The sequence below is a fragment of the Pseudomonas sp. TE6283 genome (genome assembly GCF_054060555.1).
The window spans coordinates 106221-133075 of record NZ_JBSSDH010000017.1; the positions used below are offsets into that span (position 1 = coordinate 106221).

The 26855-nt window shown below is 62.9% G+C and carries 30 protein-coding genes and 1 tRNA gene; 26 read left to right on the plus strand and 5 right to left on the minus strand.

Annotated elements, in window-relative coordinates:
• Positions 1 to 447 precede the first annotated feature (447 nt).
• A complete protein-coding gene (locus tag ACVWZ5_RS20375) occupies positions 448 to 867 on the plus strand; it encodes an HIT family protein (protein ID WP_028690594.1) in 420 nt (139 codons plus the stop codon).
• Between the two features lie 2 nt (positions 868 to 869).
• Positions 870 to 1082 carry a SlyX family protein gene (locus ACVWZ5_RS20380; RefSeq protein WP_036986089.1) on the plus strand — a complete coding sequence of 71 codons (213 nt, stop codon included), beginning with the start codon at positions 870 to 872 and terminating at the stop codon, positions 1080 to 1082.
• A 19-nt stretch (positions 1083 to 1101) separates the two neighbouring features.
• Here ACVWZ5_RS20380 and ACVWZ5_RS20385 read toward each other — a convergent pair whose 3' ends face one another.
• A complete protein-coding gene (locus ACVWZ5_RS20385; protein ID WP_028690592.1) occupies positions 1102 to 1695 on the minus strand; it encodes a cold-shock protein in 594 nt (197 codons plus the stop codon).
• A gap of 267 nt (positions 1696 to 1962) precedes the next feature.
• Here ACVWZ5_RS20385 and ACVWZ5_RS20390 point away from each other — a divergent pair, with 267 nt between their 5' ends.
• From ACVWZ5_RS20390 to ACVWZ5_RS20505, 24 genes are all read left to right on the plus strand, one after another.
• Positions 1963 to 2436 (plus strand): Dps family protein, encoded by a 474-nt coding sequence (locus ACVWZ5_RS20390; protein ID WP_028690591.1) that lies wholly within the window; start codon positions 1963 to 1965, stop codon positions 2434 to 2436.
• Positions 2437 to 2618: 182 nt separating this feature from the next.
• Positions 2619 to 2951 carry a ribbon-helix-helix domain-containing protein gene (locus ACVWZ5_RS20395; protein WP_225933257.1) on the plus strand — a complete coding sequence of 111 codons (333 nt, stop codon included), beginning with the start codon at positions 2619 to 2621 and terminating at the stop codon, positions 2949 to 2951.
• Between the two features lie 89 nt (positions 2952 to 3040).
• Entirely contained in the window at positions 3041 to 3262 is a 222-nt protein-coding gene (locus ACVWZ5_RS20400; protein ID WP_003254776.1) for an FmdB family zinc ribbon protein, read from the plus strand.
• 94 nt (positions 3263 to 3356) lie between these two features.
• Positions 3357 to 5132: an aspartate--tRNA ligase gene (aspS, locus tag ACVWZ5_RS20405; protein WP_028690589.1), complete on the plus strand. Its 1776-nt coding sequence runs from the start codon at positions 3357 to 3359 to the stop codon at positions 5130 to 5132.
• 110 nt (positions 5133 to 5242) lie between these two features.
• Complete coding sequence (locus ACVWZ5_RS20410) at positions 5243 to 5995, plus strand: YebC/PmpR family DNA-binding transcriptional regulator (RefSeq protein WP_062574893.1); 753 nt, start codon at positions 5243 to 5245, stop codon at positions 5993 to 5995.
• 133 nt (positions 5996 to 6128) lie between these two features.
• Positions 6129 to 6653, plus strand: a complete 525-nt coding sequence (gene ruvC, locus ACVWZ5_RS20415; protein ID WP_028690587.1) for a crossover junction endodeoxyribonuclease RuvC — start codon at positions 6129 to 6131, stop codon at positions 6651 to 6653.
• Positions 6654 to 6761: 108 nt separating this feature from the next.
• The gene (gene ruvA / locus ACVWZ5_RS20420) at positions 6762 to 7379 is read left to right on the plus strand and encodes a Holliday junction branch migration protein RuvA (protein WP_011535159.1); all 618 of its coding nucleotides are present in this window, start codon (positions 6762 to 6764) and stop codon (positions 7377 to 7379) included.
• Positions 7376 to 8422 carry a Holliday junction branch migration DNA helicase RuvB gene (gene ruvB / locus ACVWZ5_RS20425; RefSeq protein WP_028690586.1) on the plus strand — a complete coding sequence of 349 codons (1047 nt, stop codon included), beginning with the start codon at positions 7376 to 7378 and terminating at the stop codon, positions 8420 to 8422. Before ruvA ends, ruvB begins: the two co-directional genes overlap by 4 nt.
• 125 nt (positions 8423 to 8547) lie before the next feature.
• Positions 8548 to 9000, plus strand: a complete 453-nt coding sequence (ybgC, locus tag ACVWZ5_RS20430; protein ID WP_062361235.1) for a tol-pal system-associated acyl-CoA thioesterase — start codon at positions 8548 to 8550, stop codon at positions 8998 to 9000.
• Positions 9001 to 9002: 2 nt separating this feature from the next.
• On the plus strand, positions 9003 to 9698 hold the full coding sequence (tolQ, locus tag ACVWZ5_RS20435) for a protein TolQ (RefSeq protein WP_028690584.1): 696 nt from the start codon (positions 9003 to 9005) through the stop codon (positions 9696 to 9698).
• A 14-nt stretch (positions 9699 to 9712) separates the two neighbouring features.
• Positions 9713 to 10165 (plus strand): protein TolR, encoded by a 453-nt coding sequence (gene tolR / locus ACVWZ5_RS20440; RefSeq protein ID WP_011535155.1) that lies wholly within the window; start codon positions 9713 to 9715, stop codon positions 10163 to 10165.
• The gene (gene tolA, locus ACVWZ5_RS20445) at positions 10165 to 11241 is read left to right on the plus strand and encodes a cell envelope integrity protein TolA (RefSeq protein ID WP_062574892.1); all 1077 of its coding nucleotides are present in this window, start codon (positions 10165 to 10167) and stop codon (positions 11239 to 11241) included. Before tolR ends, tolA begins: the two co-directional genes overlap by 1 nt.
• A 47-nt stretch (positions 11242 to 11288) precedes the next feature.
• Positions 11289 to 12539, plus strand: a complete 1251-nt coding sequence (tolB, locus tag ACVWZ5_RS20450; protein WP_051555667.1) for a Tol-Pal system beta propeller repeat protein TolB — start codon at positions 11289 to 11291, stop codon at positions 12537 to 12539.
• A 54-nt stretch (positions 12540 to 12593) separates the two neighbouring features.
• A complete protein-coding gene (gene pal / locus ACVWZ5_RS20455) occupies positions 12594 to 13091 on the plus strand; it encodes a peptidoglycan-associated lipoprotein Pal (RefSeq protein ID WP_028690581.1) in 498 nt (165 codons plus the stop codon).
• A gap of 6 nt (positions 13092 to 13097) precedes the next feature.
• On the plus strand, positions 13098 to 13907 hold the full coding sequence (gene ybgF, locus ACVWZ5_RS20460) for a tol-pal system protein YbgF (protein ID WP_028690580.1): 810 nt from the start codon (positions 13098 to 13100) through the stop codon (positions 13905 to 13907).
• Between the two features lie 160 nt (positions 13908 to 14067).
• A complete protein-coding gene (gene queE / locus ACVWZ5_RS20465; RefSeq protein WP_028690579.1) occupies positions 14068 to 14715 on the plus strand; it encodes a 7-carboxy-7-deazaguanine synthase QueE in 648 nt (215 codons plus the stop codon).
• 10 nt (positions 14716 to 14725) lie between these two features.
• Positions 14726 to 15400 (plus strand): 7-cyano-7-deazaguanine synthase QueC, encoded by a 675-nt coding sequence (queC, locus tag ACVWZ5_RS20470; RefSeq protein ID WP_062574890.1) that lies wholly within the window; start codon positions 14726 to 14728, stop codon positions 15398 to 15400.
• A gap of 61 nt (positions 15401 to 15461) precedes the next feature.
• Positions 15462 to 15537, plus strand: a tRNA-Lys gene (locus ACVWZ5_RS20475).
• A gap of 301 nt (positions 15538 to 15838) precedes the next feature.
• Entirely contained in the window at positions 15839 to 16690 is an 852-nt protein-coding gene (locus tag ACVWZ5_RS20480) for an STAS domain-containing protein (RefSeq protein ID WP_062361232.1), read from the plus strand.
• Positions 16691 to 16694: 4 nt separating this feature from the next.
• Positions 16695 to 17057: an STAS domain-containing protein gene (locus ACVWZ5_RS20485; protein ID WP_260271263.1), complete on the plus strand. Its 363-nt coding sequence runs from the start codon at positions 16695 to 16697 to the stop codon at positions 17055 to 17057.
• Positions 17054 to 17458 carry an anti-sigma regulatory factor gene (locus ACVWZ5_RS20490; protein WP_062574887.1) on the plus strand — a complete coding sequence of 135 codons (405 nt, stop codon included), beginning with the start codon at positions 17054 to 17056 and terminating at the stop codon, positions 17456 to 17458. Before ACVWZ5_RS20485 ends, ACVWZ5_RS20490 begins: the two co-directional genes overlap by 4 nt.
• Positions 17455 to 18465, plus strand: coding sequence for an ATP-binding protein (locus tag ACVWZ5_RS20495; RefSeq protein WP_062574886.1), 1011 nt, complete (start codon positions 17455 to 17457; stop codon positions 18463 to 18465). The genes ACVWZ5_RS20490 and ACVWZ5_RS20495 overlap by 4 nt, the downstream gene beginning before the upstream one ends.
• Positions 18458 to 19321 (plus strand): sensor histidine kinase, encoded by an 864-nt coding sequence (locus ACVWZ5_RS20500; protein ID WP_062574885.1) that lies wholly within the window; start codon positions 18458 to 18460, stop codon positions 19319 to 19321. Before ACVWZ5_RS20495 ends, ACVWZ5_RS20500 begins: the two co-directional genes overlap by 8 nt.
• Positions 19311 to 21257 (plus strand): response regulator, encoded by a 1947-nt coding sequence (locus ACVWZ5_RS20505; protein ID WP_062574884.1) that lies wholly within the window; start codon positions 19311 to 19313, stop codon positions 21255 to 21257. The genes ACVWZ5_RS20500 and ACVWZ5_RS20505 overlap by 11 nt, the downstream gene beginning before the upstream one ends.
• A gap of 84 nt (positions 21258 to 21341) precedes the next feature.
• Here the strand turns inward: ACVWZ5_RS20505 and ACVWZ5_RS20510 are convergent, their stop codons facing one another.
• The 4 genes from ACVWZ5_RS20510 to ACVWZ5_RS20525 form a co-directional block, all read right to left on the minus strand.
• A complete protein-coding gene (locus ACVWZ5_RS20510) occupies positions 21342 to 22628 on the minus strand; it encodes an NAD(P)/FAD-dependent oxidoreductase (RefSeq protein WP_457340810.1) in 1287 nt (428 codons plus the stop codon).
• A gap of 53 nt (positions 22629 to 22681) precedes the next feature.
• Positions 22682 to 24235: an amino acid permease gene (locus tag ACVWZ5_RS20515; RefSeq protein ID WP_084943011.1), complete on the minus strand. Its 1554-nt coding sequence runs from the start codon at positions 24233 to 24235 to the stop codon at positions 22682 to 22684.
• Positions 24232 to 24504, minus strand: coding sequence for a hypothetical protein (locus ACVWZ5_RS20520; RefSeq protein WP_457340811.1), 273 nt, complete (start codon positions 24502 to 24504; stop codon positions 24232 to 24234). The genes ACVWZ5_RS20515 and ACVWZ5_RS20520 overlap by 4 nt, the downstream gene beginning before the upstream one ends.
• A gap of 214 nt (positions 24505 to 24718) precedes the next feature.
• Positions 24719 to 26488, minus strand: coding sequence for a phosphoethanolamine transferase CptA (locus ACVWZ5_RS20525; protein ID WP_084943014.1), 1770 nt, complete (start codon positions 26486 to 26488; stop codon positions 24719 to 24721).
• Between the last annotated feature and the right edge of the window lie 367 nt (positions 26489 to 26855).

Sequence of the window (26855 nt, forward strand, 5' to 3'; positions counted from 1 at the left end):
CACCCCGCAATGCAGGGGGCGTGCCGACTTGGCGTGAAACGAATGCAACAAGCGTGCTCAAAATCACGAACGCTTGATGAAATTTTCACATTTGCCTTGAGCGGGGCTGGGAAACCTCCGCAAACACGGGGCGCGACCGGTTCGTCTGTGGGTCGCGATCCTTCCATGTGTTTGCTTGTGAAGCTGCCTTCCAAGTCAAGGTGTTACCGCCGATTGTTTATCCTGGCTGTTTTATGTGAAGGATGTGTGGCGAAGGTCTGGCGAGCGGCATCATTTTGGTGCGAAAAGTAGCGCAGTGTTACCGAAGCAGGGCGTTGATGTTGTCATTCGCGTGCCACAAATGCCCAGGGTCGACGTCGACGGGTGTGGCAGCGGTCGAAGCGGAGTATCCTTGCGCGCCTGTGCCCGACCGCTCGGAAGGGCTGAATCGCTTTAAGGAGGTTTGCCGTGTTCACCCTCGATTCGCGTCTGCAGGAGGATTCCCTGGTGCTGGGCGACCTGCCGCTGTGCCGCCTGCTGCTGAGCAAGGATGCCAACTACCCTTGGTTCATTCTGGTGCCGCGTCGCGCCGATATCACCGAAGTGTTCGAGCTCGAGGAGGCCGACCAGCAGCAACTGTGGGTCGAGACCACCGCCCTGGCCGAAGCGCTGAAGGATGCCTTTGCCGCCGACAAGATGAATGTCGCGGCGTTGGGTAACGTGGTCAGCCAGTTGCACATGCATGTGATCGTGCGCCGCCAGGGTGATGCTGCCTGGCCTGCCCCGGTTTGGGGCAAGGTGCCGGCCATCGGCTACACCCAGGAACAGATCGACGGCATTCGCCAGCAAGTGCGTGCGCTGCTGGGCGAAAGCTTCAAGGGGGCTTGAGGATGTCGCAGGAGCTGGAAATGCGCATGGTCGAACTGGAGACCCGTCAGGCGTTCCAGGACGACAGCTTGCAGGCGCTCAATGATGTGATTGTCGAGCAAAGTCGAGTAATCGAACGCTTGCAATTGCAGATGGCGGAGCTGATCAAGCGCTACGAGGAAATGGCCGGCCAGCAGGGCGGCGGGGAAGAAGAAGCGCCGCCGCCTCATTATTGAGCGCGGCGGCGGCAAAGGGTCAGCGGCGCGCGACGGCGACCACGTCTTCGGCCTGCAGGCCCTTGTCGCGGTGCATCACCGAGAACTCCACGCGCTGGCCTTCGACCAGCACCCGGTGGCCCTCGCCGCGGATGGCGCGAAAGTGCACGAAGATATCGTCACCGGAGTCGCGGGAGATGAAGCCGAAGCCCTTGGAGGTGTTGAACCACTTCACGGTGCCGGTATCGCGATTGCCGGCGTCATGCGAAGTGCCTTGGGTGGAGCGGGCCTTTCGCGTGCCGCGAACGAAGCCGGCAATCAGGTGCAGGGCGCAGGCCAGGACAGCACAGGCCAGGGCTGGCAGGTTGCCCAGCTCCGGACGGGCCAGCAGGGTGACGGTCTGCAGCACCACAGCCAGCACCAGCAGCAGGCTGGCGGCGTGTTGCAATTGCTGACGCATGCCTTTGTAGTACTGCGGCAGTACCGGGGCAATGACCAGGTTGAGCAGCCCGAGCAGCGCCAGGTAGACGGCTTCGGGTTGTTGCAGGAAGGGTGTTGCGTCAGCTTTCAGGCTGGGTATGAGCGATAGCAGCAACGCCGCCAGGCCCGTCACCAGATGGACGATCTTGAACATTGGTTTGGCTCACATTGATAAGGCCGATCACAGGATGAGCTGGTCGCACGGTGCGCGTGAACGGTAGGCGCGAAAACGTGGCGGGCCAGCCTATGCACCCGGCACTGACAATCCGCACGGGTGGCACACTGCCTATTTAACAGCAAAGGCGCAGGCTTCTCAAACCGGTTGGCACGGGCGGCCCTGTGCCGCATGCGCCGGGCGGCAACTCTTGTTAGAGTGTTTGCTGCCCGCTTGATGATCAAGCCTTATGGAAAGGGGAGCTTCATGGCAATCGATATCGGTATCAGTGAAGAAGATCGCAAGTCCATCGTCGATGGGTTGTCCCGCCTGTTGTCGGATACCTATGTGCTGTATCTGAAAACCCATAACTTCCATTGGAACGTCACCGGTCCGTCGTTCCGTACTCTGCACCTGATGTTCGAGGAGCAATACAACGAGCTGGCCCTGGCGGTCGATTCGATTGCCGAGCGCATTCGTGCCCTGGGCTTCCCGGCACCGGGTTCCTACGCCTTCTATGCCCGCCACTCCTCCATCAAGGAAGAGGAAGGGGTGCCGCCTGCCGAGGAAATGATCCGCCAACTGGTGCAGGGGCAGGAGGCGGTGGTGCGCACCGCGCGCAGCATCTTCCCGGTGGTGGACAAGGTCAGTGATGAGCCGACCGCCGACCTGCTGACCCAGCGCATGCAGGTCCACGAGAAAACGGCGTGGATGCTGCGGGTCCTGCTCGACGGGAACTGATTGCCGGTTGCTTGTCGTTCGACCCAGTGAAGCCGGGCCCGATACCGTCAGCGGTATCGGGCCCGCGCGTTTGCGGGGAAGGCTTTGCCGCTGCTATCGGCCTGGTCGGTGGCGCTTCATGACGGTCATGGACCTGTTCGGCTGACGAACGGGGTGTGGTTTCGTGACGATGGAGCGGTGCGATGGGCGATCCGATGCGTGGTATCGATGGTAATGCAAGGCAGGGGGGCGGCAACCCGCGTCTCGACCCGTTCAGGCGAGATTTCGACATGACCCAGGCCGGGCCCGTGTCGCGCTCGGTGCGGCTCAACGGCTTTGCCACCTGCCTGCGCCTGGAGGTGGTGTACTGGCGCATCCTGGAGCGCATCGCCCAGGCCAACCGCTGTTCGGTGAGCGCCGTGCTGTCCTATGTGGATCGCGAGGTGCACCTGCGTCATGGTGGGGTGCGCAATTTCAGCGGCTTGGTCAGGGTGATCTGCGTCGCCTGGCTGCAGGAAGCGCGAGACGCGCACTGATCGCCGGGCTGCGCTGCTCTTCTTTACCATATATAATCCCGCTTTTTGCTGCCCTGGGCAGCGTGCGATGTGGTTGACGAGAGACACCCATGCCCCTGTACGACTATCAATGTGCATCCTGCGAACACCGAATGGAGGTGTTGCAGAAGATCAGTGCCGCTCCGCTGACCGATTGCCCGGCGTGCCAGGCGCCGGCATTGAAGAAGCTGCTGTCGGTCCCCGGCTTTCGCCTGAGTGGCAACGGCTGGTACGAGACCGACTTCAAGACCGGGGCGAAAAAGAATCTGGCAGGCGGCGACAAGGCCGACTGAGTTGAATTGCATCCGCCAGGTCTTGCAGTATTAGCCCCTTGGGCGGCCAAGACCTCCACCGAACACACGAATCACGAGAAGCGAAACCACGATCATGATGCGCAGCCATTATTGCGGCCAACTGAACGAGTCCCTGGACGGCCAGGAAGTCACCCTTTGCGGCTGGGTCCATCGTCGTCGCGACCACGGCGGGGTGATTTTCCTCGACATCCGTGACCGCGAAGGCATGGCCCAGGTCGTATTCGACCCGGATCGCGCCGAAACCTTCGCCGCCGCCGACCGCGTGCGCAGCGAATATGTCGTGCAGATCACCGGCAAGGTGCGCAAGCGCCCTGAAGGCGCGGTGAACGCCAACATGGCCTCCGGCGCCATCGAGATCCTCGGCTACCAGCTGAACGTGCTCAACGAAGCGGAAACCCCGCCGTTCCCGCTGAACGAATACTCCGACGTCGGCGAGGAAACCCGCCTGCGCTACCGCTTCATCGACCTGCGCCGTCCGGAAATGGCCGACAAGCTGCGCCTGCGTTCGCGCATCACCAGCAGCATCCGTCGCTTCCTCGACGAGAACGGCTTCCTTGATGTCGAAACACCGATCCTGACCCGCGCGACTCCTGAAGGCGCGCGCGACTACCTGGTGCCGAGCCGCACCCACGCTGGCAGCTTCTTCGCCCTGCCGCAGTCGCCGCAACTGTTCAAGCAGCTGCTGATGGTCGCCGGCTTCGACCGCTACTACCAGATCGCCAAGTGCTTCCGCGACGAAGACCTGCGCGCCGACCGCCAGCCGGAATTCACCCAGATCGACATCGAGACCAGCTTCCTCGACGAGTCCGAGATCATGGGCCTGACCGAAAGCATGATCCGCAAGCTGTTCAAGGAAGTGCTGGACCTGGAGTTCGGTGAATTCCCGCACATGACCTTCGAAGAAGCCATGCGCCGCTACGGTTCCGACAAGCCGGACCTGCGTATTCCGCTGGAGCTGGTCGACGTCGCTGACCAGCTGAAAGACGTCGACTTCAAGGTCTTCGCCGGCCCCGCCAACGATCCGAAGTGCCGCGTCACCGCCCTGCGCCTGCCGGGCGGCGCCAGCATGCCGCGCAGCAAGATCGATGAGTACACCAAGTTCGTCGGCATCTACGGTGCCAAGGGCCTGGCCTACATCAAGGTCAACGAGCGCGCCAAGGGTGTCGAGGGTCTGCAGTCGCCGATCGTCAAGAACATCCCCGAGGCCAACCTCAACAACATCCTCGACCGCGTGGGTGCCGTGGATGGCGACATCGTGTTCTTCGGTGCCGACAAGTTCAAGATCGTCAGCGAGGCCCTGGGCGCGCTGCGTATCCGCCTGGGTCACGACTTCGAGCTGCTGACCTGCGAGTGGGCGCCGATGTGGGTCGTCGACTTCCCGATGTTCGAAGAGAACGAAGACGGCAGCTTCACCGCGCTGCACCACCCGTTCACCGCGCCGAAGTGCACCCCTGAAGAGCTGGAGGCCAACCCGGCCACCGCGCTGTCGCGTGCCTACGACATGGTCCTGAACGGCACCGAGCTGGGTGGCGGTTCGATTCGTATCCACCGTAAAGAGATGCAGCAAGCGGTCTTCCGCCTGCTGGGTATCGAAGCGGCAGAACAGGAAGAGAAGTTCGGCTTCCTGCTCGACGCCCTGAAGTTCGGCGCACCACCTCACGGTGGCCTGGCCTTCGGCCTGGATCGCCTGGTCATGCTTATGACCGGCGCCCAGTCGATCCGTGAAGTGATCGCCTTCCCGAAAACCCAGAGCGCCGCCTGCGTCATGACCCAGGCCCCAGGCATGGTCGACGCCAAGGCCCTGCGTGAACTGCACATCCGTCTGCGCGAGCAGACCAAGGTCGAGTGATCGACCGGGGTGCCCCGGCAACGGGGTGCCCCCGCGCTTGAGGCGCAGGATTCTTCACGTTCCGCCCTTCGGGGCGGAACCTGTTTCTGTTTCAAGGATTCGGAGTCGTTATGGCTGGTCATTCCAAGTGGGCGAACATCAAGCACCGCAAAGAGCGCCAGGATGCCAAGAGAGGCAAGGTCTTCACCAAGTGGATCCGCGAACTGACCGTCGCGGCCAAGCAGGGCGGTCCTGACCCGGCCTCCAACCCGCGCCTGCGCCTGGCGCTGGACAAGGCCCTGGGTGCCAACATGAGCCGCGATATCATTGATCGTGCCGTGGCCCGTGGTGCCGGCACCAACGAAAGCGACAACGTCGAAGAGCTGAGCTACGAGGGCTACGGCCCGGGCGGCGTGGCGATCATGGTCGAGGCCATGACCGACAACCGCAACCGTACCGCCGCCGCCGTGCGTCATGCCTTCACCAAGTGCGGTGGCAACCTGGGCACCGACGGTTCGGTGGCCTACCTGTTCGAGCGCAAGGGGCAGATCAGCTTCGCCGCCGAGCTTGCGGTCGACGAGGACGCGCTGATGGAGGCCGCGATGGAGGCCGACGCCGACGACGTGGTGGCCAACGACGATGGCTCCTTCGAGGTGTTCACCTCGTTCAACAGCTTCTATGCCGTGCGCAATGCGCTCGAAGAGGCCGGCTTCAAGGCCTCGGACGCCGAGATCGTGATGCAGCCGACCACCAGTGCCGAGCTGGACAAGGACGGTGCGGAGAAGGTGCTCAAGCTGATCGACATGCTCGAGGACCTGGACGACGTGCAGAACGTCTACTCCAATGCACAGATCTCCGATGAGATCATGGAAACGCTGGGCTGATCGTTTCGGCAATCGGCTTGATCGCGGGGCAAGCCCGCTCCCACAAGACTTGCGCCAGATGGCGGTGTAGTTTTTGTGGGGGCGGGCTTGTCCTGCGATATGGCCGGCAATTTCGCACATCTTTGTAGGCGTTATGACTCTCATTCTTGGTATCGACCCCGGCTCGCGCATCACCGGCTTCGGCGTGGTCCGCCAGACCGCCCGTGGCTGCGAGTACGTGGCGTCGGGTTGTATCCGCACCGGCGGCGGCGAGCTGCACGAGCGCCTGCAGATCGTCTTTCGCGGAGTGAGCGAAATCATCCGCGAGCATGGCCCGGTGACCATGGGTATCGAGCGCGTGTTCATGGCGCGCAACGCCGATTCGGCGCTCAAACTGGGCCAGGCCCGGGGCGCGGCCATCGTCGCTGCGGCCGAGGCCGGCCTGGAGATCGCCGAGTACACCGCAAGCCAGGTCAAGCAGGCCGTGGCCGGCACTGGCGGGGCCAATAAAGAGCAGGTGATGATGATGGTCATGCACCTGCTCAAGCTGACCCAGAAACCGCAGATCGACGCCTCCGACGCCCTGGCCATCGCCCTGTGCCACGCCCATACCCGTTCCAGCCTGATTCCCCATGGGTTGGCGACAGCGCGGCGGCGTGGCGGGCGCTTGCGTCTGTAACCGCTTCATGCGCTGATACACATTTTGTCCGGGTGGCGCGCGCTCCCGGCGCATTTGCTGATAGGGTGGACCGGTTTTCGACCGGCGCCCGAGAGGAAGGAACGGAACGTGATTGGACGTTTGCGTGGCACCCTGGCGGAAAAACAGCCGCCGCACCTGATTATCGACGTCAACGGCGTGGGCTACGAGCTGGAAGTGCCGATGACCACCCTGTACCGCCTGCCCAAGGTCGGCGAGCCAGTGACCGTGCACACCCACCTGGTGGTGCGCGAAGACGCCCACCTGCTCTATGGTTTCGCCGAAAAGCGCGAGCGCGAGCTGTTCCGCGAGCTGATCCGTCTCAACGGCGTGGGGCCGAAGCTGGCGCTGGCGCTGATGTCCGGCCTGGAAGTGGACGAGCTGGTGCGCTGTGTGCAGGCCCAGGACGCCTCGGTCCTGGTGCGCGTGCCCGGCGTCGGCAAGAAAACCGCCGAGCGCCTGCTGGTCGAGCTCAAGGACCGCTTCAAGGCGTGGGAAACCTCCCCGGCGATGTTCACCCTGGTCTCCGACGGCCCGCTGCCGGTGGCCAGTGAGTCCTCGGCCGAGGCCGACGCGGTCAGCGCCCTGGTCTCCCTGGGCTACAAGCCACAGGAAGCGAGCAAGGCGATTGCCGCGATCAAGGACAAGGCTGGCCTTAGCAGCGAGGAACTGATCCGTCGCAGCCTTAAAGGGATGATTGCCAAGTGATCGAGACCGACCGCCTCATCGCCGCCAGTGGCCGCGACCGTGAAGAAGTCCAGGACCGCGCGATCCGCCCGCTGCGCCTGGACGAGTACATCGGCCAGCCGGTGGTACGCGAGCAGATGGCGCTGTTCATCCAGGCCGCGCGCGGGCGCAACGAGTCCCTCGACCATACCCTGATCTTCGGCCCGCCGGGCCTGGGCAAGACCACCCTGGCCAACATCATCGCCCAGGAAATGGGCGTGTCGGTCAAGAGCACCTCGGGCCCGATTCTCGAGCGCCCGGGCGACCTGGCGGCGATGCTGACCAACCTCGAGCCCCATGACGTGCTGTTCATCGACGAGATCCACCGGTTGTCGCCGGTGGTCGAGGAGGTGCTCTATCCGGCGATGGAGGACTTCCAGCTGGACATCATGATCGGCGAAGGCCCGGCTGCGCGCTCGATCAAGCTCGACCTGCCGCCGTTCACCCTGGTCGGCGCCACCACCCGTGCCGGCATGCTGACCAACCCGCTGCGCGATCGTTTCGGTATCGTCCAGCGCCTGGAGTTCTACAGCAACAAGGACCTGGCCACCATCGTCAGCCGTTCGGCCGGCATTCTCGGGCTGCCGATGGACGACAAGGGCGCCTTCGAGATCGCCCGCCGGGCTCGGGGGACGCCGCGCATCGCCAATCGCCTGCTGCGGCGGGTGCGCGACTTTGCCGAAGTGCGTGGCAAGGGCGAAATCACCAAGGCGGTGGCGGACATGGCGCTGAACCTGCTGGATGTCGACGAACGTGGCTTTGATCATTCCGACCGCCGTCTGCTGCTGACCATGATCGAGAAGTTCGACGGCGGCCCGGTGGGGCTCGACAACATTGCCGCGGCGATCGGCGAGGAGCGTCACACCATCGAGGACGTGCTCGAGCCCTATCTGATCCAGCAGGGCTACATCATGCGTACTCCACGAGGCCGCGTGGTGACCCGGCACGCCTACCTGCATTTCGGCCTGAACATCCCCGGGCGTTTCTGCGAAGGTGGCGAATATGCCGCCCAGGACGACATATGACAGATCAAATCGGGTTTTTCGTGGTCCTACCGCTGGCACGCCGCAGGCTCGCTGGCAATACGACATTATCGATGCAAAAACAGTTGCCGGGGCGGATTGGCAAGTTCAGGAGTAACCACTAGAGTATGCGCGCGCAAAATGGGCTGGAACCGTTCGCACACCGTTGTCGCGTCTATTACGAGGATACCGACGCCGGTGGCGTGGTGTATTACGTCAACTACCTCAAGTTCATGGAGCGCGCCCGCACCGAGCGGCTGCGGCACCTTGGGTTCTCCCAGGCCCAGCTGGCGCAGGACAACCTGTTGTTCGTGGTCCATTCCAGCGAGGCGCGCTATCACGCGCCGGCCCGCCTGGACGATGAGCTGCGGGTGACCGCGCAAGTGCTTGAATTGAATCGTGCCAGCCTGCGCTTCGTGCAGCAGGTGTGGCGAACACAGGATGAAGTGCTGCTCTGCGAGGGGCAGTTCCTGGTGGCCGCCGTGCGCGCCGACACTTTCAAACCCCGGGCCATTCCGCCAGAACTGCGCGACGCCTTCCTGGCGGACGGCACGGGTACTCAATCGAACGCAGGAGAATAAGCGTGGAAGCAAACGTCGTCGACCATACCTCCATGTGGAGCCTGGTCGCCAATGCCAGTATCGTGGTTCAGCTGGTGATGCTGACCCTCGTGGCAGCCTCGGTGACCTCTTGGATCATGATCTTCCAGCGCAGCACCATGCTGCGCGCCGGTCGTCGTGCACTGGACGCTTTCGAAGAGCGTTTCTGGTCAGGCATCGACCTGTCCAAACTGTACCGTCAGGCAGGCAGCAACCCTGACCCGGACTCGGGTGTCGAGCAGGTGTTCCGCGCCGGCTTCAAGGAGTTCTCGCGCCTGCGCCAGCAGCCGGGTGTCGACCCGGACGCGGTCATGGAAGGTGTCGGTCGTGCCATGCGCGTAGCCATCTCCCGCGAGGAAGAGAAGCTCGAGCAGAGCCTGCCGTTCCTGGCCACCGTCGGTTCCACCAGCCCGTACATCGGCCTGTTCGGTACCGTATGGGGCATCATGAACTCGTTCCGCGGCCTGGCCAGCGCCCAGCAGGCTACTTTGGCCACCGTGGCGCCTGGCATCGCCGAGGCGCTGGTTGCCACCGCGATCGGCCTGTTCGCCGCGATCCCCGCCGTTATCGCCTACAACCGTTTTGCCGCGCGCAGTGAAGTGCTGATTGGCCGCTACTACACCTTCGCCGATGAGTTCCAGGCGATCCTGCACCGCAAAGTACACACCAGCGAAGAGTGATCAGGTAGAAACCCATGGCCCGAGTTCGCCACAAACGCAAGCCGGTCGCCGAGATGAACGTGGTGCCCTACATCGACGTGATGCTGGTGCTGCTGGTCATCTTCATGGTGACCGCCCCCATGCTCAACCAGGGCGTGAAGGTGGACCTGCCCAAGGTTTCCAGCGAAGCCCTGCCGCAGGACAACAACGTCCAGGTCCTGACCATCTCGATCAAGGCCGACAAGACCTACTACTGGAACCTTGGCAGCGAAGTCGACACCGACAAGCAGATGGACAAGGCCATGACCTTGCCGGAAATGACCGGTGCGGTGACCAAGATCATCGCCGCCGGCCGTGACCAGGGCAAGCAGACCCAGGTCTTCATCCGAGGCGACAAGGCCGTCGACTACGGCGCGGTCATGGGCGCCATGGGCGGGTTGCAGAAGGCCGGTGTCGGTAACGTTGGCCTGATTACCGAGGCGCCCTGATGCAGCAGCGAGAGCCATCCGCCTCGGAAAGCTACTTCTGGCCCAGTGTCTGGGCCATTGGCCTGCATGTGCTGGTGTTCGGCATGCTGTTCGTCAGCTTTGCCATGACCCCCGAGCTGCCGCCGTCCAAGCCCATCGTCCAGGCCACGCTCTACCAGCTCAAGTCCAAGAGCCAGGCGACCACCCAGACCAATCAGAAGATTGCCGGGGAGGCGAAGAAGACCGCTTCGCGCCAGACCGAGGTCGAGCAGATGGAGCAGAAGAAGGTCGAGCAGGAGGCCGTGAAGGCCGCGGAACAAAAGAAAGCCGACGCCGCTCAAAAGGCCGAGGAGGCTCGCGAAGCCGCCGAGGCGAAGAAGGCTGAGGAGGCCGCCAAGGCCGCCGAGCAGAAGAAAGCCGCCGAGGCCAAGAAAGCCGAGGAAGCGAAGAAGGCCGCTGAAAAGCAACAGGCCGACATCGCCAAGAAGAAGGCTGAGGAAGAGGCCAAGAAGCAGGCCGAGGAAGAAGCCAAGAAACAAGCCGCGGAAGAGGCGAAGAAGAAAGCCGCCGAAGACGCGAAGAAAAAAGCAGCCGAGGACGCCAAGAAGAAAGCGGCGGCCGAGGAGGCGAAGAAGAAGGCAGCTGAAGAGGCCAAGAAAAAGGCCGCGGCAGACGCCCAGAAGAAAAAGGCACAGGAAGCGGCTCGCAAGGCGGCGGAAGACAAGAAGGCCCAGGCGCTCGCCGAGCTGTTGTCCGACACCACCGAGCGGCAGCAGGCGCTGGCCGACGAGCAGGGTGACCAGGTGGCCGGCGACTTCGACGACCTGATTCGCATGCGCGCGGCCGAAGGTTGGGCGCGTCCGCCATCTGCGCGCAAGGGCATGACGGTAGTTCTGCAGATCAACATGCTGCCGGACGGCACCATCACCAACGTGAGTGTGGCCAAGTCCAGCGGCGACGGCCCGTTCGACAGCTCGGCCGTGGCCGCGGTGAAGAACATTGGTCGGTTGACCGAGATGCAGGGCTTGAAGCCGAGCGATTTCAATCCGTATCGTTCATTCAAGATGACATTTACACCTGAGGATCTAGCGTTGTGATTAAACGTCTGAGAGGACTCCTGGTCTTGCTCTGCTGCGTGGCAGGCATGGCCATGGCAGAAGAAAAGAACATCCTGGTCACCAGTGGTAGCGACCGGGCAACTCCCATTGCGGTAGTGCCGTTCGGCGTGCAGGGCGGCAGCGTGCTGCCCGAGGACATGGCTGACATCATCAGCAACGACCTGCGCAACTCCGGTTACTACGGGCCGATTCCGCGGCAGAACATGATCAGCCTGCCTACCCAGGCCAGCGAAGTGATCTTCCGTGACTGGAAAGCCCTGGGCGCCCAGTACGTCATGGTCGGCAACATCGTGCCGGCAGGTGGTCGCCTGCAGGTGAGCTACGCGCTGTTCAACGTCGCCACCGAGCAGCAAGTGCTGACCGGCAGTGTTGCTGGCGGCGTCGACCAGCTGCGCGACATGGCTCACTACATCGCCGATCAGTCGTTCGAAAAGCTCACCGGGATCAAGGGTGCGTTCTCCACCCGCATGCTGTACGTGACCGCCGAGCGTTTCTCGACCAACAACACCCGTTACACCCTGCAGCGTTCGGACTACGACGGTGCCCGTGCAGTGACCCTGTTGCAGTCGCGGGAACCGATCCTGTCGCCGCGTTTCGCGCCGGATGGCAAGCGTATCGCCTATGTCTCGTTCGAGCAGAAGCGTCCGCGCATCTTCATCCAGCACATCGACACCGGCCGTCGCGAGCAGATCACCAACTTCGAAGGCCTGAACGGCGCTCCAGCCTGGTCGCCTGACGGTACCCGCCTGGCGTTCGTGCTGTCGAAGGATGGCAACCCGGACATCTACGTGATGAACGTGGCCTCGCGCCAGATCACCCGCGTGACCGCAGGCCCGGGCATCAATACCGAGCCGTTCTGGGGCAAGGATGGCAACACCCTGTACTTCACCTCCGACCGTGGTGGCAAGCCGCAGATCTATAAACAGTCGATTGGTGGCGGTGGTGCCGAGCGCGTGACCTTCGTTGGCAACTACAACGCCAACCCGAAATTGTCGGCGGACGAGAAGACCCTGGTGATGATCCATCGCCAGCAGGGCTTCACCAACTTCAAGGTGGCCGCTCAGGACCTGCAACGCGGAAGTGTAAAGATTCTCTCCGAGACCAGTCTTGATGAGTCTCCCACTGTTGCGCCAAACGGCACCATGCTAATCTACGCCACCCGCCAGCAGGGCCGGGGAGTCTTGATGCTCGTGTCGCTTAACGGCCGTGTGAGGCTCCCACTTCCTACCGCTCAAGGCGAAGTCAGAGAACCGTCCTGGTCCCCTTACCTGAACTGATTGCGGCGTAACATTTTTTGCTTAACACACTGGGGTTTCATTAGGAGTTTCACGATGGAAATGCTGAAGTTTGGTAAATTCGCTGCGCTGGCTCTGGCCATGGCCGTAGCTGTAGGTTGCTCCTCGAAGGGCGGTGACAACGCTGGTGAAGGCGCTGTTGACCCGAACGCTGGCTACGGTGCCAACACTGGCGCTGTCGACGGCTCCCTGAGCGAAGAAGCCGCCCTGCGCGCAATCACCACCTTCTACTTCGAATACGACAGCTCGGATCTGAAGCCAGAAGCCATGCGCTCCCTGGACGTTCACGCCAAGGACCTGAAAGCCAACGGCAACCGCGTTGTTCTGGAAGGCAACACCGACGAGCGCGGCACCCGCGAGTACAACATGGCTCTGGGTGAGCGTCGTGCCAAGGCCGTTCAGCGCTACCTGGTTCTGCAGGGCGTTTCCCCTGCTCAACTGGAACTGGTTTCCTACGGCGAAGAGCGTCCAGTTGCCACCGGCAACGACGAGCAGTCCTGGGCTCAGAACCGTCGCGTAGAACTGCGTAAGTAAGTTCTTATGCGTATGTGCCGTCGTGCTGTAACCGTCCTCGCACTCAGCCTGCCCCTTTCGGCGTGGGCTGCGGTTCCCGTAGTAGATGACAACGCGGGTGGCTATCCACCTGCGGGTTATGGCACGAGCGGCGCCTATGCCGGAGCAGGGGCTTCGGCCCCTGCTTCTGCAAATGGCCAGCTGTTCATGCAGCTGCAGCAGATGCAGGACCAGATTTCCCGCCAGCAAGGCATCATCGAAGAGTTGCAGAACGATGTGTCGCGCATGAAGCAGGAAAACCTCGAGCGCTACCAGGATCTCGACCGCCGCATCAGCAGCGGTGCCGCGCCTGCCGCGACTCCAGACAATTCCTCCACCGGTGGCGCGAACAACGCAGCCACGGGTGCCGCCGCCGGCGCCAGCGCCGCGCAGCCACCGGCCGCCAGCAGCGAGCCGGGTGATCCGGCGAAAGAGAAGCTGTATTACGATGCCGCTTTCGACCTGATCAAGCAGAAAGACTTCGACAAGGCCAGCCAGGCTTTCAACGCCTTCTTGCGCAAGTACCCCAACAGCCAGTACGCCGGCAATGCCCAGTACTGGCTCGGCGAGGTCAACCTGGCCAAGGGCGACCTGCAAGGCGCCAGCCAGGCCTTCGCCGAAGTCGGCCAGAAGTACCCGAAACACAGCAAGGTGCCGGACTCGCTGTACAAGCTGGCCGATGTCGAGCGCCGCATGGGCCACACCGACAAGGTCAAGGGCATCCTGCAGCAGGTCATCACCCAGTACCCCGGCACTTCCGCCGCACAACTGGCCCAGCGCGACCTGCAGAAGCTCTGAGCGATCCGTTGATGAATAAACCCGCGCCTGTCGCGGGTTTTTTCGTTAGAATCACGGCCCTTTTTTCGTAAACACGCTGCCGCGGATAACGCCATGTCGAGTCCGCGACAGTGCCTGACGGAGGCGGACAGCCTGTTCAGCTGTCACGCCCGTGGCGATCATGCAAGACACATTACGCATCACCGAAGTGTTTTACTCGTTGCAGGGTGAAACGCGAACGGCCGGGCTGCCCACGGTTTTCGTGCGCCTGACCGGTTGCCCCCTGCGCTGCCAGTACTGTGACAGTGCCTACGCCTTCAGTGGCGGCACTATTCGCACCCTCGATTCGATCCTCGAGCAGGTCGCCGGCTTCAGGCCGCGCTACGTCTGCGTGACCGGCGGCGAGCCGCTGGCCCAGCCCAACGCGTTGCCGTTGCTGCAGCGCCTGTGCGATGCCGGTTATGACGTGTCGTTGGAAACCAGCGGCGCCCTCGACATCAGTGGCGTCGACACCCGGGTCAGTCGCGTGGTCGACCTCAAGACCCCAGGCTCGGAAGAGTCCCATCGCAACCGCTACGAGAACATCGAGCTGCTGACCGGCAACGACCAGGTCAAGTTCGTCATCTGTTCCCGCGAGGATTACGATTGGGCGGTTTCCAAGCTGATTCAGTACAACCTGGCCGAGCGTGCCGGGGAGGTGCTGTTCTCGCCCAGCCATCATCAGGTGAGCGCTACCGACCTGGCCGACTGGATCGTCGCCGACAACTTGCCCGTGCGTTTCCAGCTGCAGCTGCATAAGTTGCTGTGGAACGACGAACCCGGACGTTGAGGAGAAAAACATGACTGACAAACGCGCGGTAATCCTGCTGTCCGGTGGCCTGGACTCGGCCACCGTGGTGGCCATGGCCAAGGCCGACGGCTACCAGTGCTACACCATGAGCTTCGACTACGGCCAGCGCCATCGCGCCGAGCTCAACGCCGCGGCGCGGGTTGCCCGTGACCTGGGCGTGGTCGAACACAAGGTGATCGGCCTGAACCTCGACGGCATCGGTGGCTCGGCCCTGACCGACAGCAGCATCGATGTGCCCGAGGCGCCGAGCGAGGGAATTCCGGTCACCTACGTGCCGGCTCGCAACACCGTGTTCCTGTCCCTGGCCCTGGGCTGGGCGGAGGTGCTCGAAGCCCGTGACATCTTCATTGGTGTCAACGCCGTGGACTATTCCGGTTATCCGGACTGCCGCCCGGAATTTGTCGAGGCCTTCGAGCGCATGGCCAACCTGGCCACCAAGGCCGGCGTGCAAGGGCAGGGCTTCCGCATCCAGGCACCGTTGCAGAACCTGAGCAAGGCGCAGATCGTCCAGGCGGGCATTGCCCGTGGCGTGGACTACAGCCTCACCGTTTCCTGCTACCAGGCCGACGACGACGGGCGTGCCTGCGGCAAGTGCGACAGCTGCCGCCTGCGGGCTGACGGCTTCAAGGCGGCCGGTGTAGAGGATCCCACCCGGTATTTTTGAAAAAAGTTGCGATGGGGTGTTGATTTCCTCTGAGAAATCAGTAATATACGCGCCATCCAACGGGTCGTTAGCTCAGTTGGTAGAGCAGTTGGCTTTTAACCAATTGGTCGTAGGTTCGAATCCTACACGACCCACCATATTCTCAACCTTTCCAGTCTGGAATGGTTGATACGAAAAACCCGCCTATAGGCGGGTTTTTTCGTTTCCAGGCCAAATAAGCAAGGACTTGGCGCTTTTTGAGCTTACACGCTCTATTGCGCGTTGCCGCGGAACCCGTTCCTCACTCACTTTCCCTCTGCCCCAAGCCAGGAGCCATGGCGCGGTGGCTCATTGCAATTATCTTTTCAAACTCTACAACTATTTGCAGCGCTAAATGTCATTCTTTGCAGGTCGGCTGTTCATGGGGATGCCGGCCTAACCGCATAGGAGCGAACACACATGGCAGCACTGCACGGCAGCACATTGGAAGCCATCAAGCACAACCAGGCGCAGTTGTTGGAGCAATGGACGGCAGCGCTTGAGGCCAATGGCGCTACCCGCAATATCAAGGAACAGACCCTGTTGCAGGAAACCCGCGATTTCCTGCAACTGCTGGTCGATGTCTTGCAGACAGGCAGTGGCAATGACATCGCCATCAGCGACTGGGATGAAACCCGCCGGTTCCTGGAAAAACTCTCGGCCAGCCGCGCCCAACTGGGGCACGACTCGCACCAGGCGGTGTATTTCATCTTCGCCCTCAAGGGGCCGCTGTTCAGCCTGCTGCAAACGCATTTCAGCGACGACCCGGCTCGCTTGGCCGAGCAATTGTGGTTGATCTCCGAGCTGGTCGACACTTTAGGGATGCACACCATCCGCACCTATCAAAAGACCCGCGAAGCGGTTATCAAGCGCCAGCAGGAAGAGCTGCTGGAGTTGTCCACTCCGGTGGTCAAGCTGTGGGATGGCGTGCTGGCCCTGCCGCTGATCGGCACGCTCGATTCGCAGCGTAGCCAGACGGTGATGGAGTCGTTGTTGCAACGTATCGTCGACACCGGCTCGGAAATCGCCATCATCGACATCACCGGTGTGCCGACTGTCGATACCCTGGTCGCCCAGCATCTGCTCAAGACCGTCACCGCCATCCGGCTGATGGGCGCCGACTGCATCATCAGCGGGGTGCGCCCGCAGATCGCGCAGACCATCGTGCACCTGGGGTTGGACCTGGGCACCCTGACTACCAAGGCTAACCTCGCTGATGCGCTGAAGCTCGCGCTCAAGCGCCTGGGTGTGAACCTGGGCGAGCAGGCCTGAGCCCATGGACCGTATCCCGATTCTGCGGATGGGCGAGTTTCTGCTCGTGACCATCCAGGTCGACATGCATGACAAGCTGGCCATGCGCTTGCAAGACGACCTTACCGACCGCATCAGCGCCACCTCCGCACGGGGTGTGTTGCTCGACATCTCGGCGCTGGACATGGTCGACTCGTTCATTGGCCGGATGATCGCTGACATCGCCAGTCTGTCGCGGCTGATGGATGCCCAGGTGATGGTGGTGGGCATGCAGCCGGCCGTGGCCATTACCCTGGTGGAGCTGGGCTTGACCTTGCCTGGGGTGAGCACGGCGCTGGATGTGGAGCGAGGCATGCAGCGGCTCAGCCAATACGTGAGGCACCCATGAACGGCGAGCACAGTGGCAGCCTGCCGGTACGCATCGAGCAGGACGTGGTACTGGCCCGGCAATTGGCGCGCAAACTGGCCAGCGATTGCGGCATGCGCCTTGTGGACCTGACCAAGCTGGTCACCGCTGTCAGCGAGCTGGCGCGTAACACCGTGATCTATGGCGGTGGGGGCGACATGGATTGGCAGGTGCTCGAAGAGGCGGGCCGCACAGGAGTGCGCTTGTTGTTCCGCGACGAAGGGCCGGGTATCGCCGACCTGAAGCTGGCCCTGACCGATGGCTGGACCTCCGGCAATGGCCTGGGCCTGGGCCTGACCGGCGCACGCCGTCTGGTGGACGAGTTCGAGCTCGACAGCGTGCCAGGCGAGGGCACGCGGGTGACGATCACGCGATGGATATGAACATATCTGCCAGCCGGACGCTGGTCTTGCCCTTGGAAGAGGGTAGCCAGATCGGCCACGCCCGGCGCACCGCACAGCGCCTGGCCGAGCAACAAGGCTTCGACAACGAGGACGCCGGTCGTGTGGCGTTGCTGGCTACCGAGCTGGCCAGCAACGTGCTCAAGCATGCCGGAGAGGGTGCATTGCACTTGCGCAGCGTGCCCGGTGCCAACGGCCTGGGCATCGAGTTGCTGGCAGTGGACCGGGCTCAAGGGTTCGATGCCCAGACATGCCTCGCCGACGGCTATTCCACTGGTGGTACACAGGGCATCGGCCTGGGCGCGGTGACACGTATGGCCGAGGTGTTCGACATGCACACCGACGCCCGCGGCTCGGTAATCATGGCCCGCGTGTACCAACGCACTGCCGAGAGTCGTGACCTGCGCATCGGCGTCAGCCATCACGCGCTGCATGATGACCCGGCTTGCGGCGACACCTGGCACGTCGCGCTCACCCGCGGGCGTCTCAGCGCCTTGCTGGTCGACGGCCTGGGGCATGGCCCGGATGCCGAGGAGGCGGCCCTGAGCGCGGCAGCGGCATTCGCCGAGGACGCCTTTCTCGACCCACTTTTGCTGATCGAGCGGCTGCACCTGGCGATGTGCAGCACCCGGGGCGGCGCGGTTGCCATCGCACAGCACGATCTGCACAGTGGCCATATGGCCTTTTCTGGCATCGGCAACATCGGCGCCAGTCTGGTGGCGCCGACTCGCATGCGCGGCATGCCCTCGCTTCCAGGTATCGTCGGCGGGCAATACCGCAAAGCCCAGGTCTTCGACTACGCTGACGTGACCGGCAACCTGCTGATCCTCTACAGCGACGGCCTGCAGTCGCGCTGGAATCTACAAGACTACCCTGGGTTGGTGCATCGCCACCCCGCGGTGATTGCTGCCGTGCTGCATCGGGATTTCTGCCGGGGGCGGGACGATGTGACGGTGCTGGTGATCGACCTGGAGCCAGACCATGGCTGAGCCTACCATGCGAGACGCCGAGCAGTTCGCGCGGCTGCAGGCCGAAAACGAGGCCCTGCGCGCCGAGCTCGAAGAAACCAATCAAGGCGTGCTGGCCTTGTATGCCGAGCTGGACATCCAGGCTGAGCAGTTGCGCCAGGCGTCCGACCTTAAAAGTCGCTTTCTGTCGTACATGAGCCATGAGTTCCGCACCCCGCTGGGCTCGATACTGAGCATCACCAGCCTGCTGGCCGACGAGCTGGACGGGCCGCTGTCGGAAGAGCAGCACCGCCAGGTTGCATTTGTCAGCAATGCGACCCGCGAGTTGTCGGACATGGTCGACGACCTCCTCGACCTCGCCAAGATCGAAGCCGGGCGCATTACCATCTCGCCGGCCTGGTTCGATATGTTCGACCTGTTCGCGGCGCTGCGCGGGATGTTTCGGCCGATCGTCGACGCCACGGCGGTCGACCTGATTTTCGAAGAGCCGGTGGGCCTGCCGCGCCTTTATACCGACGACAAGAAGCTTGCGCAGATCCTGCGCAACTTCATCTCCAATGCCTTGAAGTTCACTACCCGCGGTGAAGTGCGGGTGTCGGCGCAACTCGTCGATGCGCAGCACATCCGCTTCGCCGTCAGCGATACAGGCATTGGCATTGCCTCGGAGCTGCTGGGCACGTTGTTCGAGGATTTCGCACAGCTCGATTCACCCTTGCAGAAACGCCTGCGTGGCACCGGCCTGGGGCTGTCGTTATGCAAGCGTTTCGTCACGCTGCTGGGCGGGGAGGTAGGCGTGCACAGCGAGCCAGGGGTCGGTTCCACTTTCTTCGTGATCATTCCGCTGGCGTTGGCCCAGGAGAGCGTGGATGAAACCTGACCTGCGCCTGCTCATCGTCGACGACAACGTCGCCACCCGTTACGCCCTGCGCCGCCGTCTCGGCGCGCACGGCTACGAAGTGCTCGAAGCGGGTACCGGCGGGGAGGGGCTGGCGCTGATTCGTGACGAGCAAGTGGATGCGCTGATCCTCGACGTCAACCTCCCGGACATGAGCGGTTTCGACATTGTCCGGTTGCTGCGCGAGGACAGCCGCACGGCGCTGTTGCCGGTGATCCACGTGTCGGCGGCATCGGTCCAGAGCGGCGATATCATTACTGGCCTGAACGCCGGTGCCGATGCTTATCTGATCCACCCGGTGGACCCGGACGTGCTGCTTGCCACCCTGCGCACCCTGCTGCGAGTGCGCGACACCGAGCGGGCCTTGCGCCAGAGCGAAGCGCGCTTCCAGGAAATCTTCCGGGGTGTGTCCGCCCCCATCGCCGTGCTCGATGGCGACTTGAAGGTGCACGAATGCAACCAGGCCTTCGCCCACCTGGTACAGGACAACCGCGACCCGCAGTGTCTGCACGAGTGCTTCGCCGAAGGCCAGGTCAAGGCGCTCGAGGAGTTGCGCCAGCACCTCGCGGCGGGGGAACGCTGGAAAGGCACGCTGGGCATGCGCCTGCAGGGGCAACCGCGCGACACCGAGTGGCAACTGTCGCCGTACCAGGCGCCTGGCCTGTGTCTGGTGTTCGTCGAGGACATCACCGAACACCGTCACCGCGAGCGCTCGCACCTGGCACGCCTGGACGATGCCAACAGCCAGTTGGCCAGGGAAGTGGCCGAGCGCGTGCGCACCGAGGCGCAACTGTTGCAGTTGCAGAAAATGGATGCCTTGGGCAGCCTCACCGGGGGAATCGCCCACGATTTCAACAACCTGCTGACCGGCATCATCACCAGCCTTGAGCTGATCCGCAAACGAGTGGCGGAAAACCGTGTGGAAAAGGTGCCGAAGTATGCCGAGGTGGCGCTGAGCTCGGCCAACAGCGCCGCCGTGCTCACCCAGCGGCTGCTGGCCTTTGCCCGCCAGCAACCGCTCGACACCCGTCCGGTGGACGTCAACCAGCACATACGCTCGCTGGAGGAACTGGTGACCCGCACGATCGGTGAGCGAGTCACCCTCACCCTGGACCTGTCCACCCTGCCGGCCATCGCCCTGGTCGATCCGGTGCAACTTGAAAGCGCGGTGCTCAACCTGGTCATCAACGCCCGCGATGCGCTGCCCAAGGGCGGGCAAATCTGGGTCAACACTTCGGCGGCCTGGTGCCACGGCGACGCCAACCTCGCCGATGGCGCCTACGTGGCCGTGACCGTGCGCGACAACGGCAGTGGAATCGAGGCCGAGTTGCTCGACAAGGTCTTCGATCCGTTCTTCACCACCAAGCCTCTCGGCCAGGGCACTGGCCTGGGCTTGTCGACCATCTATGGTTTCGCCCGCCAGTCGGGTGGCCATGTGGAGCTGCGCAGTGTGGTTGGCAAGGGCACCGAGGTGACGCTGTTGCTGCCGGCCAGCGACGAGGCGGCGGTCAGCCTGGACCGCGAGGTAGGGAATGACCAGCAGGGCAATGGCGAGCACGTGTTGATCGTCGAGGACATGGCCTCGGTCCGACTGTCGGTGGCCGAGGCGCTGGGCGAGGCCGGGTACCGTTGCACCTTGGCGTCGACCATCGATGAGGCGTTGCAATACCTGCAGCAGGAGGAGAGCATCGACCTGCTGTTGACCGATGTCGGACTACCGACCATGAGTGGGCGAGAGCTGGCTGACATCGCACGGTTGCATCGACCAGGGTTGCCGGTGCTGTTCATGACCGGGTACGCCGATGCGGCGCTGGACCGCCAGGCGTTCCTGGGGACAGGGATGGAAATGCTGGTGAAGCCATTCAAAATGTCGGAGTTGCTCGACAAGGTCAAGCACGCGGTAGTGCGCTTGGGCTGAGGGGCACCGTGACCTTCTCGCCGCTGTACACGTTTGGGTTACCCCGATGCGCATGATCGGCATGCCATCAATGGAATACCGGCGTCAACGGTTCAGCCGCCGCGCATCGAAGGCATCGCGTGCCTGGTAGGCGGTGTAGGTGGCCTGAGCTGCCACCAGGCCGGCCAGGCCAAAGGTGCGTTCGAGGCCGAACCGGCTGAAACCACTCGGGATCGGCAGGCGACGGGCGATGGCGTCCGCCAGGACTTCGCCGGCGACCGTGGTCGGTGCCATGCCGTGGCCGCCGAAGCCGACGGCGTGCCAGATGCCGTTGGCGTCCTGGCCGATCTGCGCCATCTGGTGGCGTCCGTAGCTCATCAGGCCGCCCCAGGCGTATTCCAGTGCCACGTCCTCGAGTTGCGGATAGACGTTCACCAGGTCGGCCTTGAGCAGCTTGGCGATGGCCTGTGGCCCGCGATCGAGGATGGAGATGCGCCCGCCCCAGAGGATCCGGGTGTCTTTCAGCGGGCGGTAGTAATCAAAGGCGAAGCGGGTGTCGTAGATGGCCGACTGGCAGTCGATGGCATCCGGCAGGCGCGCGCCCAATGGCGGGGTAGCTACCACGTAGGTGGCGATCGGCAGCACGGCGCGCTCGATCGGGGCGTAGACGCCGCGGGCATAGCCCCCTGCGCTGAATACCACCTCCTCGGCATGTACTTCGCCTTGGTCGGTGCGCACGATATAGCCGCCAGCTTTCTTCTCGATACCGGTCACCGGCGACTGCTCGTAGATCGTCACCCCGGCCTGGGCGGCAGTCTGGGCGATGCCGCAGACGTACTTGAGCGGGTGGAAGTGGAATGCGTTGCGCTCCAGCAACCCGCCGTAATAGCGCTCGGTCCTGAGCTGTTCCTTCAGTTCGCCGGGTGCGATGTATTGCCAGTCGACGCCATAGGCCTGCTTCATCAGCTGGCGCGGATTCTCCAGGCGCGACGGGTCGTTGAACCAGTTGGCGAGGATCACGCCCTGGTCGATCAGGTCGCAGTCGATGGTGTAGCGGCGGGTGCGTTCGCGGATCAGGTCGACGGCGTCGAGTGTCAGTCGATACAGCTTGCGTGCCTCGTTGGCGCCCAGCGCCGATAGCAGGTCGGCGTTGCCAAGGCTGTAGCCGCCGAAGACGAAGCCGCCGTTGCGTCCCGAGGCACCATGGCCGACGCGTTGCGACTCGAGGATCGTCACATCGCTCACCCCGCGCTCGGCAAGCCCTATCGCGGTCGACAGGCCGGCCAGGCCGCCACCGAGGATGCACACGCGGGTATCGGTGCGCCCACTCTGGGCAGGGTAGAAGGTTCTGCTGGCGGTGGCTTCGTAGTAGGAGTCGAAGGTGCTGTTCATCAGGGTCCCGGGGCAGTGATGGGCGGACCGGGGCGGGTCCGCCAATGGAGTGTTCAGGCGGGTTGCTGGCTGGCCGCGAGCGCATCGCCGGCGGGCTCTGCCTTGCTGCGTTCGGCTTTGCGAATCTCGATACTGGAGAAGTCCATTTCCCTGTACCGCACCACCCTGGAGCCTGTGACCAGCTTGTGGCCGAACCAGACCACCACGAACAGCACCAAGCCGACATAGGTGGCGAAGGCACCGATCCAGTCGATCTGCCCGCCGATGAACGCCTGGTAGTTCTGCCCGAGCATCACCACCATGCACAGGCCGAAGGCGAACAGCGGACCGAACGGGAAGTACTTCGAGACATACGGCAGTTTCGCCAGGTCGTGGCCATGGAACAGGTAGCCGCGGCGGAAACGGTAGTGGCTGATCGCGATGCCCAGCCAGGCGATGAAGCCGAGCATGCCGGAGGTGTTGAGCAGCCACAGGTAGAGCTTGCCGGGGCTGAACAGGAAGCTCAGCAGGCACAGGCCGGCGACTGCGGCGGTGGCCAGCAGCGCCCAGACCGGCGTGCCGCTGCGGGTCACCCGGGCGAAGATGGCCGGCGCCTTGCGCTCCAGCGCCAGGCTGTAGAGCATGCGTGAGGAGGCATACATGCCCGAGTTGCCGGCGGACAGCACCGAGGTCAGGATCACCGCGTTCATCACGGCGGCGGCGGCGAGCATGTCGGCCTTGGCGAAGATCAGGGTGAACGGGCTGATGGTGACGTCCGACAGGCCGTCCTTGAGCAGCCGTGGGTCGGTGTAGGGGATCAGCAGGCCGATCACGACGATGGTGAGCACGTAGAACAGCAGGATGCGCCAGAAGATCTGACGCACGGCCTTGGGAATATTGCGCCCTGGGTTTTCCGTTTCGCCGGCGGCGATGCCTACGAATTCGGTGCCCTGGAACGAGAAGCCGACGATCATCGCCACGCCGATCAGCGCCGGCAGGCCGCCGGCAACGGGCGCGTCGCCGATCTGCCAGAGGTGGGCGCCGCCGTCCTGGCCGCCTTCGAGGATGCCCAGCAGCATCAGCACGCCCACGGCGATGAAGATGATGATGGTGATGACCTTGATCAGGGCGAACCAGAACTCCGCCTCGCCGAAAAAGCGCACCGAGGCGACGTTGAGGGCGAACAGCAGCACCAGGAAGGCCGCGCTCCAGATCACCCCGGGGGTGTCCGGGAACCAGTAGAGCATGATGATCTGCACGGCCACCAGGTCCACGGCGATGGTCACGGCCCAGGAGTACCAGTAGTTCCAGCCCAGGGCGAAACCGAAGCTTTCTTCCACGTAGCGCGAGGCATAGGTGGAGAACGAGCCGCTGACCGGCATGCACGCGGCCATTTCACCGAGGCTGGTCATCAGGAAGTAGACCATCAGGCCGATTACCGCGAAGGCCAGCAGCGCGCCGCCGGGGCCTGACTGGGCGATGGTGGCACCGGAGGAGACGAACAGGCCGGTGCCGATGGAGCCGCCGATGGCGATCATGTTCAGGTGGCGGCTGGTGAGGGTGCGTTTGAGGTGTCCGGAAGGCGGGGTTGCGGCAGTCAAGTTTGCATTGTTGTTCGAATGGGTCATGGGCAACCTATTGGATCTGCATTCGGGTGAGTTGTTGTTTTTGTTGTGATCTGACCACTTCCAGTTGCAGGTGACAGGCGCGGTTTGGGCGCCGGTCGGCCGGCGGCTTCTCCAGTGCCGCGGCGGTCGCGATTGCATTGATTGAAATCAGTATTGGCGTTGAAAGGCGTTCTCAACAAACGACAATTAGTTGCTACATCATTCCATTTTGGAATGTTTTGTTTCGTCGTTTTGATCATGTGCCAAAGCGGGTATTCGCACGTATTCATCTGAGTTTCCCGTATTTGCTGAGATGCAGTGACGTCATTCTGAAGTGGGATATTGTCGTTTTGTATTTTTCATGAAATGTACGAAACAATATGGCGGAAATTTATTCATCATTGATGCAACAAAAAACCGATATCTGAGAGACCAGATATCGGTTTTGGGGGCGTGTCCCTTCAAGCGGAGGGATTGGTATGAGGGCGGCCTTGTCGCGGGCTGTCAGCCTTCGTCAGGGCGAACCGTGTCGCTGCTGGCGGTCCGCTGCTCCTGTTTCGTTCGGGCGCCGGGCAGTTTGTCGAATTCGTGCAGCCCGTTTTTCGCATACGGGTCGCCGATCCAGCGTGGGCTGGCGGCGAAGGCATCGTTGACCAGGCTCTTGGCCGGCTCGTAGCGGTCGTAGCTCAGGCCCGCCAGGTCGGACAGGGTGTGGATCAGGTGCGCGCTGCTGTAGGGGCGGTCGGTCATCGACTGCAGGTCGCGCGGGTGCGCCGCCTGCCAGCTGGGCGAGGTCCAGAGCAGGAAGGGGATGGTGTACATCGGCCGGGTCGGGTCGGCTTCGTTGCGGCCGAGGCGATCATGATTGCCTGAGCTGTAGACATCCTCGCCATGGTCGGAGAGGTACAGCAGGAAACCGTTCGGTGTGCTGGCCGAATAGCGCTTGATCAGGTCGGACACGACGAAGTCGTTGTAGCGTACGGCATTGTCATAGAAGTTGTAGGTCTGTACCTGGTCGGGGGACAGCGCCGCCGGCGCGTCGGTGTGGTCCTTGAAGTGGTCGAAGCCGGCCGGATAGCGGTAGCGGTAATCCATGTGCGTGCCGAGCAGGTGGACGATGATCAGCTTCTTGCCGGCCGGGTCCTGCAGGGCTTTTTCGAAAGGCGCCAGGACCACGCTGTCGTATTGGCTGGCGTTCTGGTTGCGCTGGTTGTTCAGGTAGACCGGCATGTCCGTCTGCTGGGAGAAGGTGGTGAGCATGGTGTTGCGCTTGGTCATCGTCTGCTGGTTGGTGATCCAGAAGGTCTTGTAGCCGGCCTGTTTCATCAGATTGATCAGCGACGGGTCGGTGAGGAAGCGATCAGGATGCTGTTCATCGCCGAACGTCAGGATTTGCTGCATCACTTCGATGGTGTACGGGCGTGGCGAAACGACGTTGCGGAACACGGTGAGGCCCTTGTCGCTGGCGGCCAGGGCGTCGAGGTTCGGTGTGGTGTCGCGGTTGTAGCCGTACAGGTGCATGTGCTCGCGAGTGGTGGACTCACCCAGTACCAGCACCAGGGTGCGTGGCGCGTCGCCGCTGTTGTCCTTGAGGTTCTTTAGTGGCGGCAGGGCGGCGTTCTGCTCCAGCAGGGCCTGCATGTTGTCCAGTTGCTGGCGGTATTGCCGGTAGCCGACCACCAGTTGCCAAGGCACCGCGGCCGCCATGCGCTGTTCGACCTTTTCCCGGGCGTCGACGAAGCTGCGTTGTTGGGAGACCATCTGCTTGTAGAACGGGTAACCCAGGGTTGCTGTCAGTAACACGGCGACCACCGGCAGGCGGCTGTACAACGGCAGGGTGACCGGGCGGATGCGCCGCCACAGCAGCACGGCGATCGCGCTGTAGAGCAGCAGCCCCAGGCATAGCCAGACGCTGAAGTATTGGCTGAAGTATTCCCCGGCCTCGGTGGTGTTGGACTCGAACATCACGAAGATGACGCTTTGCGAGAACTCCTGGCGGTAGATGGCGAAATAGCTCAGGCCGACCAGCGAACTGGCCCACAACACCAGCCCGATCAGGGCGGCGAGGGGGCGGGTCAGGCGGGGTAGCAGCAGGACCGGTGCCAGCCACAGGCTGCTGAGGAACAGGGCGTCACGGAAGCCGGCGAAGCCGGTGGTGCCGCTGAACAACAGCAGAGCCTGGGTGATGCCGGAGAAGTACCAAAAGAACAGCAGGAGCCAGCCGAGGCCGGGCCAGTCGATGGATTTTCTAGCGGGGGGAGTTGTACGGGACACGTGTGCCTCAGAGCGCGGTTGCCTGCCGGATCGGTTGGCAGGCGACGCTAAAGGGGACCGCGTGAAAAGATCGTCAACAATTCATGAAAGTCCCGGAGAGACCGACGACTGAGATACGAGTAACTTGCTCTTGTTGTTCGCTCTTGTTGTTCGCTCTTGTTGTTCGCTCTTGTTGTTCGCTCTTGTTGTTGCTGTTTGCTTTTGCTTCTAAGCGCGCGGTAGATCAGGCAACACCAATTGCGACTTCAGGAGGCCGAGCGGAGTTCTTGCGAAGGGAGGTGACGGGCATGGATGCCCGTCAAGCGCTGCGCCCCAGGATGGGGCGTTCAGCGCGGTCCTCCCGGGAGCAAGAACGGAGCGAGGGGAC